Source organism: Microbacterium sp. NPDC058389 (genome assembly GCF_042722305.1).
GTDB lineage: Bacteria > Actinomycetota > Actinomycetes > Actinomycetales > Microbacteriaceae > Microbacterium.
In genome coordinates this window covers 215,236-227,287 of record NZ_JBHXJQ010000005.1, presented here as the reverse complement: position 1 = coordinate 227,287, position 12,052 = coordinate 215,236, and the positions used below count along the sequence as shown (strand labels likewise).

The 12,052-nt window shown below is 71.1% G+C and carries 13 protein-coding genes; 1 reads left to right on the top strand and 12 read right to left on the bottom strand.

Annotated elements, in window-relative coordinates; all coding sequences use genetic code 11:
* Positions 1-100: 100 nt before the first annotated feature.
* The 3 genes from ACFWJ8_RS09510 to ACFWJ8_RS09500 all read right to left on the bottom strand — a co-directional run bounded on the left by ACFWJ8_RS09510 (position 101) and on the right by ACFWJ8_RS09500 (position 2,737).
* Positions 101-850 carry a hypothetical protein gene (locus tag ACFWJ8_RS09510; protein ID WP_378810881.1) on the bottom strand — a complete coding sequence of 250 codons (750 nt, stop codon included), beginning with the start codon at positions 848-850 and terminating at the stop codon, positions 101-103.
* 125 nt (positions 851-975) lie between these two features.
* Positions 976-2,442 (bottom strand): cardiolipin synthase, encoded by a 1,467-nt coding sequence (gene cls / locus ACFWJ8_RS09505; RefSeq protein ID WP_378810879.1) that lies wholly within the window; start codon positions 2,440-2,442, stop codon positions 976-978.
* Between the two features lie 100 nt (positions 2,443-2,542).
* On the bottom strand, positions 2,543-2,737 hold the full coding sequence (locus ACFWJ8_RS09500) for a hypothetical protein (RefSeq protein WP_378810878.1): 195 nt from the start codon (positions 2,735-2,737) through the stop codon (positions 2,543-2,545).
* A gap of 122 nt (positions 2,738-2,859) precedes the next feature.
* Between ACFWJ8_RS09500 and ACFWJ8_RS09495 the strand changes: the two genes are divergently transcribed.
* Entirely contained in the window at positions 2,860-4,077 is a 1,218-nt protein-coding gene (locus ACFWJ8_RS09495) for a DUF4192 family protein (RefSeq protein WP_378810876.1), read from the top strand.
* A 2-nt stretch (positions 4,078-4,079) separates the two neighbouring features.
* Here ACFWJ8_RS09495 and lysS read toward each other — a convergent pair whose 3' ends face one another.
* The 9 genes from lysS to folP all read right to left on the bottom strand — a co-directional run bounded on the left by lysS (position 4,080) and on the right by folP (position 12,045).
* Positions 4,080-5,594: a lysine--tRNA ligase gene (gene lysS, locus ACFWJ8_RS09490; protein ID WP_378810874.1), complete on the bottom strand. Its 1,515-nt coding sequence runs from the start codon at positions 5,592-5,594 to the stop codon at positions 4,080-4,082.
* A 387-nt stretch (positions 5,595-5,981) separates the two neighbouring features.
* Positions 5,982-6,827, bottom strand: coding sequence for a pantoate--beta-alanine ligase (panC, locus tag ACFWJ8_RS09485; protein WP_378810873.1), 846 nt, complete (start codon positions 6,825-6,827; stop codon positions 5,982-5,984).
* Positions 6,824-7,537: a DUF2520 domain-containing protein gene (locus tag ACFWJ8_RS09480; RefSeq protein ID WP_378810871.1), complete on the bottom strand. Its 714-nt coding sequence runs from the start codon at positions 7,535-7,537 to the stop codon at positions 6,824-6,826. Before ACFWJ8_RS09480 ends, panC begins: the two co-directional genes overlap by 4 nt.
* Positions 7,534-9,306, bottom strand: coding sequence for a PH domain-containing protein (locus ACFWJ8_RS09475; RefSeq protein ID WP_378810869.1), 1,773 nt, complete (start codon positions 9,304-9,306; stop codon positions 7,534-7,536). The genes ACFWJ8_RS09480 and ACFWJ8_RS09475 overlap by 4 nt, the downstream gene beginning before the upstream one ends.
* On the bottom strand, positions 9,303-9,881 hold the full coding sequence (locus ACFWJ8_RS09470; RefSeq protein ID WP_378810867.1) for a PH domain-containing protein: 579 nt from the start codon (positions 9,879-9,881) through the stop codon (positions 9,303-9,305). Before ACFWJ8_RS09470 ends, ACFWJ8_RS09475 begins: the two co-directional genes overlap by 4 nt.
* Positions 9,826-10,320 carry a DUF3180 domain-containing protein gene (locus ACFWJ8_RS09465; RefSeq protein ID WP_378810865.1) on the bottom strand — a complete coding sequence of 165 codons (495 nt, stop codon included), beginning with the start codon at positions 10,318-10,320 and terminating at the stop codon, positions 9,826-9,828. Before ACFWJ8_RS09465 ends, ACFWJ8_RS09470 begins: the two co-directional genes overlap by 56 nt.
* Positions 10,317-10,871, bottom strand: a complete 555-nt coding sequence (gene folK / locus ACFWJ8_RS09460) for a 2-amino-4-hydroxy-6-hydroxymethyldihydropteridine diphosphokinase (protein ID WP_378810863.1) — start codon at positions 10,869-10,871, stop codon at positions 10,317-10,319. The genes ACFWJ8_RS09465 and folK overlap by 4 nt, the downstream gene beginning before the upstream one ends.
* Positions 10,868-11,251, bottom strand: coding sequence for a dihydroneopterin aldolase (gene folB / locus ACFWJ8_RS09455; RefSeq protein ID WP_378810861.1), 384 nt, complete (start codon positions 11,249-11,251; stop codon positions 10,868-10,870). The genes folK and folB overlap by 4 nt, the downstream gene beginning before the upstream one ends.
* Positions 11,224-12,045: a dihydropteroate synthase gene (folP, locus tag ACFWJ8_RS09450; protein WP_378810949.1), complete on the bottom strand. Its 822-nt coding sequence runs from the start codon at positions 12,043-12,045 to the stop codon at positions 11,224-11,226. The genes folB and folP overlap by 28 nt, the downstream gene beginning before the upstream one ends.
* Positions 12,046-12,052 lie beyond the last annotated feature (7 nt).

Here is a 12,052-nt window from a genome sequence, read left to right as displayed (position 1 = left end):
GGTGTGGTGGCTGCCGCGGGGGGTTCCTGGGCGTGGGGGTTGGCCCCCCGCACTGGGTTGTGGGTTTTGGGGCGGCCCGCGACCACCCCAACCCCACGGATCAGTCGTGACCGATGATCGGGATGCGGACGTTGTCGAACTCGGCCCCCGTGAGGATCGCGAAGACCTCGGAGTCGTCGTCGAGCTCGGTCGTCACCTGCGCGACGTTGGCGCGGGGCGCCATGTCCATCGTGCACGCCTGGTCCGCGGGCGGCGTCGCGAAGGTCACGGTGACCTCGGTCGCGCTGGTCGCGGCGACGTCGGAGATGACGGGCACGCAGGTGGACGATCCCCACGTGACGATGACGAACTGGCCGTCATCGGCCCAGCCGGCGCTGGGCAGGTAGTCGGTGGACCCGCCGGCGACCAGGCCGGGGACGCCGTCGAGGTCGGTGTCGCCGCGGTAGGCGCCGGTGAGGCGGATCTCGACGTCCTGCGTCGGATCGACGCCCTCGGGCACGCCCACGAGCGTCGCGCGCGAGACGTAGTCCGCGGTGCACACCGTGTCGGCGGGCGGTGCCGTGAGCTCGACCTCGAGCACCCCGTTCGCGTACGTCGCGTCGCCGGCCATCGGGATGCAGTCGGTCGAGGACGAGCCCTCGGTGACGAGCGCGATCATGCGCCCGCCGTCGACCCACGCGGCGTCGACCTCGATCTCGGCCGACATGCCGCCGGACGCGGAACCCGAGGGCGACGTCGACGGCGTGGACGACGTGCCCGATCCGGCCGGCGACGCACACGCGGTGAGCACACCGGCGGCGAGCAGCGCGAGCCCGAGACCTGCGGCGAGTGAACGGGAACGGACAGGCATGCGAGCCTCCTCGTGGTCTGCGGATGCTCACCCCCGAGGCATCCGTCTCCCCTATCGTGTCGCAACCGGGCCGGGAATCTCAGTCTCTCGATAACGTGCCGGTCACGATCGGCCGGGAGAACGCCTCATTGCAGCGCGGACGTGAGCCGAGCGAGGTTGTCGAGCACCGTGGAGCGGAGGGGCTGCTTCTCCCACTCGTCGAGCGTGAGTTCTCGCGAGAGCGAGCGGTACATGTCTTCGACCGAGCGCATCTCGTCGACGAACTCCTCGCCGCGCACGAGCATCGAGATCTCCATGTTGAGACCGAACGAGCGCATGTCCATGTTGCTCGATCCGATGATCGCGACCTCGTCGTCGATCGTGAGGCTCTTGGTGTGCAGGATGAACGGCTTCTTGTACATCCAGATCTTCACACCGGCCCGCAGCAGCGCCTCGTAGTAGCTGCGCTGCGCGTGGTAGACCATCGCCTGGTCGCCCTCCTCCGAGACGAACAGCTCGACGTGGATGCCGCGCTGGCATGCCGTCGTGATCGCGAGGAGCATCGCCTCGTCGGGGACGAAGTACGGACTGACGACGATGATCTTGCGCTGCGCCGCGTAGAGCAGCCCCGCGAAGAGCTTGAGGTTGTTCTGGAACTCGAATCCGGGACCCGACGGCACGATCTGGCAGTCGAGATCGCCGGGGCCCGCCGTCACGTCGAACAGGTCGATCTGCTCGGTGAGCACCTCGTCGGTCTCGGAGTACCAGTCGCTGAGGAACACCGCGTTGACGGATGCCACGACCGGGCCCTCGATGCGCGCCATGAGGTCGACCCAGTGCAGGCCCCGCTTGATGTTCTTCTTGAGGTTGTACGTGGAGGCCGTGACGTTCTGCGACCCGGTGAACGCGACGCGCCCGTCGACGACGACGAGCTTGCGGTGGTTGCGCAGGTCGGGTCGCTGGTACTTGCCCTTGAGCGGCTGCACAGGCAGCATCAGGTGCCACTGCGCGCCCATCGCGGTCAGTCGCTTCAGCGTCTTGCGGTAGAACGGCTTGCCACGGTTCGCCCAGTGGTCGAGCAGCACCCGCACCGTCACGCCGCGCGCCGCGACCTCCTCCATCGCGCGGAAGAAGTTGTCGGTCGCGGCGTCGGTCTGCAGGATGTAGAACTCGACATGCACGAAGCGCCGCGCCTCGCGGATGGCGTCGGCCATCGCGTCGAGGCTCTCCTGATAGTCGGGGATGAGGTGCGCCGCGTTGTCGCCGGCGAGCGGCATCGCGCCCAGGTTGCGGTTGAGGGTCACGAGCGAGGTGAACCACCCAGGCGCGTGCGGGCGCAGCGTGCCGAAGTCGAGGGACTCGCTCGTGTCGTGGATGTAGTCGTTGATGCGCTCCTGCTTGCGACGGCGCTTGCGCGGCAGCCGCGGGTTGCCGATCAGCAGGAACAGGAACACGCCGATGATCGGGATGAAGTAGATCGCCAGCAGCCACGCCATCGCCGCCGTCGGGCGGCGGTTGCGCGGCACCACGATGATCGCCGTGACGCGGATGATGATGTCGATGATCAGGACCGTCACCACCCACCACGTCGCGTCGATGGTGACGGTGATCATCGGACGGTGCCTCTCAAGCGCTGCTCAGTGCGGGCTGACGGTGTGCCCCACTGTAGCGGGGTCGGCCGACACGCCCGGACCGCAGCGGCGACGCGCCGGATCAGCTGTCGGAGGGAGTGGATGCCGCCGCCCGCGGCGGCAGGCCGCGCTTCGCGCGCTCCTCGGCGTCGACCTTCGCGTACACGCGCCGTTCGGTGCGGTCGGCGCGCACGATGCTGCGCAGCACGAAGAAGAAGATCAGCGACACCAGGACGGTCGGCAGGAGTGTCCACAACGCCGCAGCCCAGAAGTCCATGCCCTCAAGGATACGCCGTGCGGGTATCGGTTCCTCCCCAGGCCCCGAGAATCGCCTGTCGCCGGTGCCAACCGTCCACAGGGGTTACGCGGCGCGGGGCATGCCCGCGAGAGTCGTCGGCCATGAGCCCGATGATCGTGAAGGCGGCGGATGCCGCGCAGTTCCTCTCCTTCGTCCCGCGGCTGCTGGGGTTCCGGCCCGCGCGCAGTCTCGTGGTGATCCCGTTCCGCGGCTCGCGCAGCCTGGGCGCGATGCGGCTCGACCTGCCGCCAGACGGCGAATCCGTCGAACCCGTCGCGTCCACCGTCGTGGGCATGGTCTGCCGGCTCCCCGACGCCGACGCGATCGCCGCGATCGTCTACACCGACGCCCGCTTCGGGGACGAGGGGATGCCGCACCGCCCGCTGCTGGACGCGGTGGCGTTCCACGCCGACGCGTGCGGGGTCGGCGTCGGCGACCTGCTCTGTGTCGCCGCGGATGCGTGGGCCTCGGCGCTCGATCCGGAGGGCCCGCCCGGAGGCCGCCCGCTCGGCGAACTGGACCACGACGATGCGGGGCTCGGCGGTCTGCCCGCTCCGGACGGTGATCAGGTGTCCGGAGCGGACCTGCCGGACTGCCCGCCCGACCAGCGTGCGCGGGTCGCGCGGGCGATGGGCGAGCTGCAGCGGGCCCTCGCGCTGCTCGGCGGCGCCGCCACGAGCGCCGAGCCGCCCGCCGCGGACGTGTCGCCGCCGGGACCGGCCGATGACCTCGGGCCGGTGCCCGCCCCGGTCGACGGGGAAGCGGCGGACGAGGCATCCACCGATTGCGGGGCGGAACGCGTCGACCCCCGCGCCCTGGCCGCAGCGGGGCGCCTCGATGACCTGCCCGAACTGTTCGAGGACGTGCTGCAGTGTCCTGACGCGCTCGACGCGTACGACCTGGCGGCGATCGCCTGGTGCCTCGCGCGACCGTCGCTGCGCGACATCGCCCTGGTGCAATGGAGGGGCAACCTCCACCAGGGCGACGAGGCGCTGACCGCACAGCTGCGGTGGGAGTCGGGAGAGGAGTACCCGCCCCACCTCGCCATGCGCATGTGGGGCGAGGGCGACCCGCCGTCATCGGTGCGGCTCGACACCGCACTCCGACTCGCGCGGCGGGTGGCGGCGGCGCTCCCCCGCGCCGACCGCCCCGGACCGTTGGCGATGTGCGCGTGGCTGGCATGGGCGCTCGGCCGCTCCACTCACGCCGCCGAGTACGCACAGCGGGCCTGCGACATCGAGCCCGAGCACGGGCTGTCACAGATCGTCCTGTCGTTCGTGCACGCCGGGCACCTGCCCGACTGGGCGTTCCGGCGGTGAGGCTACTTGACGAGCGGGAAGAGGATCGTCTCGCGGATGCCGAGCCCGGTGACCGCCATGAGCAGACGGTCGATGCCCATGCCCATGCCACCCGTCGGCGGCATGCCGTGCTCCAGAGCGCGCAGGAACTCCTCATCGATGCGCATGGCCTCCAGGTCGCCGCGCGCGGCGAGCTTCGCCTGCTCGACGAAGCGCTCGCGCTGGATCACCGGGTCGATGAGTTCGGAGTAACCCGTGGCGAGTTCGAAGCCGCGCACGTACAAGTCCCACTTCTCGACGACGCCCGCGATCGAGCGGTGCTCGCGCACCAGCGGGCTGGTGTCGACGGGGAAGTCCATCACGAACGTCGGGCGCACGAGTCCCGGCTTCACGAAGTGCTCCCACAGCTCCTCGACGAGCTTGCCGTGGATGGGGTGCGGCGGAAGGTCGACGCCCTCGGCCTCGGCCAGCGCGACGAGGTCTTCGAACGGCGTCTCCGGCGTGATGGTGCGGCCGGCCGCTTCCGACAGCGAGCCGTACATCGACAGCCGGTCCCACTGCCCGCCGAGGTCGTAGTCGGTTCCGTCGGCCCACGTCACCGTGGTGGATCCCGACACCGCGATCGCCGCGTTCTGGATCAGCTCCTGCGTCAGATCGGCGATGCCGTTGTAGTCGCTGTAGGCCTGGTACGCCTCGAGCATCGCGAACTCGGGGCTGTGAGTCGAGTCGGCACCCTCGTTGCGGAAGTTGCGGTTGATCTCGAACACGCGGTCGATGCCGCCCACGACGGCGCGCTTGAGGAACAGCTCCGGCGCGATGCGCAGGTACAGGTCGGCATCGAACGCGTTCGAATGGGTGATGAACGGGCGGGCCGAGGCGCCGCCGTGCTGCACCTGGAGCATCGGCGTCTCGACCTCGAGGAAGTCGTGCGACGCGAACGTCTCGCGCAGGCTGGCGTTCACCTTGGCGCGGGCGACGACCGTGTCGCGCGCCCGGTCGCGCACGATCAGATCGAGGAAGCGGCTGCGGACGCGGCTCTCCTCGCTCAGCTCCGAGTGCAGGTTCGGCAGCGGCAGGACCGCCTTGGACGCGATGCGCCACTCCGACACCATGATGGACAGCTCGCCACGACGGCTGGAGATCACCTCTCCCGACACGAACACGTGGTCGCCGAGGTCGACGAGTTCCTTCCAGAGCTGCAGCGACTCCTCGCCCACCGCGGCGAGCGAGACCATCGCCTGGATGCGGCTGCCGTCGCCCGCCTGCAGCGAGGCGAAGCAGAGCTTGCCGGTGTTGCGGCTGAACACGACACGGCCGGCCACACCCGCGACGACACCGGTCTCGGCGCCCGCTTCGAGATCGCCGAAGCGCTCACGCAGCCCCGGGATCGTGTCGGTGATCGGCAGGCTCACGGGGTACGCCCCACCCGCGGCATCCACTCGCTCGGCGATCAGCCGCTCGCGCTTGGCCAGCCGCACGGCCTTCTGCTCGAAGACGTCTTCTTCGGTCGGCTCGGCGGGCGGGGTCGTGTCGGTCACGAGATGGGCTCCTCGGTGGGGTGTTCTCCGCAGAACGCGGACCCGACGAGTCTACCGAGGGCCGTCTCCGGGCTCGCTGAGTCTGACGGCGACCGGATCCGACGCCCGCCGGCGGGAAATGACTTCCCCTGTGAACTGGGCTATGGTCGGCCGGACCCGCCAACTATCACAGGGGAAGCGAGCACATCATGTCGAAGCAACAGGCGAAGAAACCAGCCCAGCTGTCGCTCAAGGAGAAGCGCGAGCAGAAGCGGTCGAAGGTCGAAGAGAGCACGGTGCGGACCCGCAAGGGCTCTTGATCCAGGGCGCTTCGTGCGGACGCGACGACGTGCTCCGCCCGGAGTGCGCCGAGCGGGGACGACCGGTGTCCTTCCCGCTCGGCGGCGGTCAGCCGAGGTAGATCTCGGCGTTGTCGACGAAGCGGTGGCCCGCGACGGTCGCGGCGATGAGCGCCAGGGCAGGACCCTGAGAGCCCTCGTCGGCCGGCAGGAAGGTCTGCGGGTCGACGACGCTCAGGTACTCCAGCCGGATGCGGGGCTCCCCCATCAGCGTGGACTGCGCAGCGGCGATGCACGCGTCGATGCCGCGGTCGGCGTTCGCGGCGGCGGCGTCCAGCGCCGCGGGCAGCAGCGCCGCGGCGACGAGGTCACGGTCCTCGAGCATCCCGACCCGCGTGGACACCGGCAGGCCGTCGTCGCGCCGAACGGTCTGCACGGTCGCGACCTCGACGTCGAAGAACAGGTCGCGGATCATGCGACGCACAAGGAACACGCGCTGCCGGTCGCGCTCGCCGTACACCGCGACATCGGGCCGGACGAGGTTCAGGAGCTTGGCCTCGACCGTCAGCAGCCCGTCGAAGTAGAACGGGCGGGCACGACCCTCGTAGCGCAGCCCCAGGTCCCCGGCGCTGACCTTGGTCGTCGCGCTGCCGTCGGGCAGCAGCTCGGCCGCGTCCGGCGCGAACACGACGTCGACGCCGAGCGACTCCAGCAGCTTCTCGTCCTCGTCGGGCGTGCGAGGGTAGGCCGCGTGCTCCGCGGGCGACCCGAAGCGCAGCGGGTTGACGAACAGCGAGACCACGACGACGTCGGCGACCTCGCGGGCACGATGGACGAGATCGATGTGGCCGTCGTGCAGCGAGCCGATCGTCGAGATGAGGGCGACCCGGGCTCCCGGGACGGCGTCGCGGACCTCGGCGAGACGGGACCGGAGGCCGTCGACGGTGCTGATCATCCTTGGATCGTAGCGGTGGGGTCGACGCCCGGGCCGGAGCCCGCCTCACTCAAGGCGTGGTCGATGGTGGAGTGCACCAGCGCACGCAGGTACGCGCCCGGATACGGCACGCCCGCCTCGGCCAGCAGCCCGGTGGACTGCCGCACGATCGAGCGGGAGAACTCGCGGGCCGTCGCGATCGCCTCCGCATATGCGGGACGCGCAGCCTCCTCGATGACGACCGGCTCGCACCCGAGCTCGACGGCGAGCGCCTGCGCGATCGGGAGCACCGCACCCGGTGCCGTCACCGCCGCGTACGCGCTCGTCAGCGCACGGAAGTCCATCGACGTCCCGCTGAACTCGATCGCCGGGTGCACCGCCAGGGGGATCGCGCCCTTCCCGACGGCGGGAGCGAGTACGGCGGTCCCCCACGCCGGATCGGTGTGTAGGACGAGCTGCCCCGGCTGCCAAGCGCCGACATCGGCGAGCCCCGCGACCAGGCCCTCGAGCTGGTCGTGGGGCACCGCGACGATGACGAGCTCGCTCCGGCGCGCGACCTCGGTCGCGTCGAGCACCGGCACACCGGGCAGGATCGCCTCGACGCGCTCCGGGTCCGACCCTGCCGTGACGCCCACCAGCGCGTGTCCGGCGCCGCCGAGCGCTGCGCCGAGCACCGGTCCGACGCGCCCGGCCCCGATGATGCCGACGCCCAGCCGGCCGTCCCGCGTCATGTGCGGTGCTCCGTGTGGTCGGCCGGCGGCGGAGAGACGGCGGGCGGCGCCGTCGGCGCGACGTCCGCCGGTGGGGTCGGCGGTGCAGCGGAAGGCGCCGCCCCGGCCGGCGCGCCGGGTGTCGTGGCCACGGCGGCCGCGACCGACGCGGGAGCCGGGGTGGCGGCATCCACCTCGTCCTGAGCCCAGCGGTGAGTCCGGTCGGACTGCGCCGCCCGGACCGACGCACGAGCGACATCGTCGAACAGCCGCAGTGCGAGGTCGCGGTCGATCGCCGCCAGGAAGGGGGTGACCGGGCCCTGCACGACATGGGCGCGGCCGTTCGTGACGCCGCTGAGGCGATCGAGCGGTCCCTGGTAGAGCCCGAAGCTCTGCAGGCGGGCCAGCGGCAGGATGATGATCTTGCGCCACACCACCCCGCGCCGCATCAGCAGCTCATCCTCGGTCAGCAGGAAACCGTTGCGACGATACGACAGCGGCCGGATCCACCATGCGCGCCGGGGCGTGTTGGTGAACGCGTCGTCGGCCGTCGGGCCGAACATGCCCTGCTGCACCACGAGCGCGCGCTCGTCGTCGGTCATCGCCGGCTGCACGAGTCGCAGCACGCGCTCGACATCGGCCACGGTGCCGACCGGCAGCACCGTCGTGAAGTCGTCGTTGCTGCCGTCCGAGGCGCTGCGTCCGGTGAGGCGATTGATCCGGATGGTCCACCACCCGGCCGGCCGCCACATGATCGGCTGCGTGACCTCGACCGCGTGCACACGGCCCGGCGGCAGGATCTCGGTGATCGTCGTGGTCAGCCCGTACGTGATGCGCACCCCGTCGGGCGTCGGCGCGATCGAGTACCGCAGCGACTTGAAGATCGACCGCACCCAGTACGCGCCGAAACCGATGATCGCGGGCACGAAGCCGAACAGCATCCACGTGACGCCCTGGCTCACCCCGATCACGATCGCCACGAACGCGAAGATCAGGCCGATCGTCGACATGCTGAGGACATGGGATGCCACCAGCCGGCCCAGCGGGATGTGCACGACGGATTCGGGCTCGGCCACGGGGGCTTCTGGCCCCTCGATGATCCCGGTGAGCTCGCGGCTGACCGTGAGCCCCAGTGCAGCGGTCCGGCTGGCCGGGCGCGAGGCCGCACCGGGGGCCGCCGCTTCCGCCAGCCGTCGCCCGGACGCCAGCCGCAGGATGTCGGCGCGCACGGCCTCGGCGTTCGCCGTCGACAGGTACTCGAGTTTGACGTTGGCCGACATGCCGGCGCCGACGACCTCGAGCTTCGCCATGCCGAGCAGTCGGGCGATCATCGGGCGCGTGAGGTTGACGCCCTGCACACGGTCGAGCGGGGCGCGCCGGTGCGTGCGGAACAGGATGCCGCTGCGCACCTCGACGTCGTCCTCGGTGATGCGGAACGTGTGGAACCGCCACGACGTGTAGAAGACCGCGACGAGGATGATGAGCACACCGAGCACCGTCAGCGCGGCCAGCACGTAGAGGTTGTTCGCGATGATGAAGTCGACCGGGTCGCCGCCCATCTCCTCCCACTCGACCACCTCGTCGCCGACGCCCGGCGCCAGCCACGGCAGGAAGATGTACACCAGCCGGTCGCGCAGGTTCGAGATCACGATGCCGATCACGACGAGCAGGAACAGCCCGCCGCGCAGCAGCGGTGTGAGCGGATGCAGGCGATGCCACTCGCCGTCGCTGAGCGGCGAGCGGACCAGCTGCGGCGGCGGCGCAGCCGGCGGCGGTGCGGGGACGGTCATAGCCCCGTGCGCCGGCTCTCGGCGACCTCGATGAGGTGGTCGCGCAGCGTCTCGGCGGTCGACTGAGCGAGCCCCGGGATCACGACACCCGTCGCCGCGGCCGCCGTCACGAACTTCAGCTGGGCGATGCCGAACCCGCGGTCGAGCGGTCCGTGCGTGATGTCGATGAGCTGCATGCGGCCGTACGGCACCGCCACGAAGCGCTGCCACAGGATGCCCCGGCGGAAGACCAGGTCGTCCTCGCGCAGGCGGTAGCCGATCGCGCGCGCCTGGCGCGGCAGGATCGCGAGCGTCCAGATCTGGATGACGGCCAGCACGCCGCCGACGATCCACGCCCACTGCAGGTGCAGCACGAGTGCCAGCACGAGCGTCGCGACCACCACGATGGCGAGGATCGAGCCGTGCGAGATCAGCTGCACCGTCACATACTTGGGCGAGATCTGGTGCCACACCCCGCCCTCGAGGACGAGCCGGTTCTCGGACTTCGGCTCGACGAGCGACTCGAACGAGTCCTGGCCCTCAGTGGCTCTTGAGGCGGGGTTCGAGTCCGGAATCATCTCCGGGCTGTTCGTCATCGTCGTCCTTCCGGATGGTGCACAGGTGCTCCGCGACGAGTCCGGCGGCGACCAGGACGGCACCGCACACGGTCGTCGCGATGACCGTTCCCCACGAGCCTATCGACGGCGTGACCGGCCGGGTCGCGAGGAAGATCCAGAGCCCCGCGCCGAGACCGCCGATCGCCGCGCCGACGATGCTCGACGCCTTCGCCAGCATCGCGATGCGCAGCGCCCGGAACGGGTTGACCGCGGACGTCGACGTGCCGCGCGTGGCCCGCCGGATCGGCACGGCCAGGGCGATCACGACCGCACCGAGCAGCACCAGCAGGATCGGGAGCGTCACCGCGGGCGTGAAGGTCGAGCGCCCGGCGGAGGTCAGGACCTGGTCGATGAGGAATCCCACCGCGACCCCGAGGACCGCCGCGACGATGAGGACTCCGGCGCCGGTGCGTTTCATCCCTCGCCCCGCAGCCTGCGCAAGGCCTCGTCGACGCGCCCCACGCCCGGCAGCACCGCGTCCGGGTCGACGGCCAGCCACGGGCCCAGCACGAAGTCCCGCTCCGCCGCGCGCGGGTGCGGCAGCAGCAGGCGCGGATCGTCGCTGACGACGTCGCCGTACGCGATGAGGTCGAGATCGAGCGTGCGGTCCTCCCACCCGGGCTCGAGCGCCGAGCGCTCGGCCGACCGCACGCGGCCGTGGCGGCGCTCGATCGCGTGCAGGTAGTCCAGCAGCACCGACGGCGCCAGGCGCGTGGTGAGGACGGCAACGGCGTTCAGGTACACGGGGGCTGAGGCATCCCGGCCCTCGGGCTTCAGCGCGACCGACTCGACGGGCTCGGACGCGCGCACCGCGTCGACCAGCGGCAGCCGGGCGAGGTCGGTGATCGCGGCCGCCATCGTCTCGGCGCGGTCGCCGAGGTTCGCGCCGAGCGCGACCACGGCCTCGACAGGCGCATGCGGGTGCGGCTGGACGTCGCCGTCGAAGCCCTGCGCGAGTCGCCGGTTCACGCGTCCGGCCCCTCGCGCCTGCTGCGCAGGATCGTCACCGACACGTCGGCGAACGGCACCGTGATCGGCGCGTGCGGCTTGTGGATCGTCACCGACACCGTGTGCACCAGCGGATGCTCGAGCAGGTCGTCCGCGATGCGCGCCGCGACGCCCTCGATGAGGTTCAGCGGATCGCTGCCCACGAGCTCGACGATCCGCTCGGCGACCTCGCCGTAGTGCACCGTGTCGGCGACGTCGTCGGATGCCGCCGCCTGCGTCGTGTCGACGGACAGGGTCACGTCGACGACGAACTCCTGGCCGTCGCGCCGCTCGTCGGCGAACACGCCGTGGTGGCCGAACGCCCGGACGCCGGTCAGCGTGATCTGGTCGAGGGGTCCCATGCCGCTCCTTCCTCCCAGCTGCGCGCCACGATGAGAGCATCGCGCGTACCTGCGACATCGTGCACGCGCACGGCCCAGGCGCCCGCCTGAGCAGCCAGCACGCTCGTCACAGCGGTTGCGAGATCGCGGCGACGCTCGTCGACGTCGGCCGGGTCGGCCGCGAGTGCTTCAGCGAGGAACCGCTTGCGGCTCGTGCCCACCAGCACCCGCGCACCCGGTCCGACCAGTCGCTCGAGGCCACGCAGCACACCCCAGTTCTGGTCGCCGAGCTTGCCGAAGCCGATGCCCGGATCGAGGATCACGCGCGACGGCGCGATGCCGAGGGATGCCGCGACCTCGACCCGTTCGCGCAGTTCGGCGAGCACCTCGCCTACGACGTCTGCGTACTCGGCGCGGGCGTACATGTCGGTCGAGTGCCCGCGCCAGTGGCCGAGGGCGATGTCGGCGCCGGTGGGCGCGACCGCGGCGAGCATGCCGGGATCGGCGAGGCCGCCCGACACGTCGTTGACGATGCGTGCTCCCGCGTCGACGGCAGCGACCGCGGTGGACGCGTTCATGGTGTCGATGCTGACCGGGATCCCGGCCTCGGCGAAGGCGCGCACGACGGGAAGTACGCGCTCCCGCTCGACGCGGGGGTCCACGCGCTCGGCGCCCGGGCGCGTCGACTCACCTCCGACGTCGAGGATGTCGGCGCCCTGCGCGCGCAGCAGGAGGCCGTGGGCGACGGCGGCGTCGGCATCCGCGTACCGTCCGCCGTCGCTGAACGAGTCGGGCGTGACGTTCACGATCCCCATGATCCGC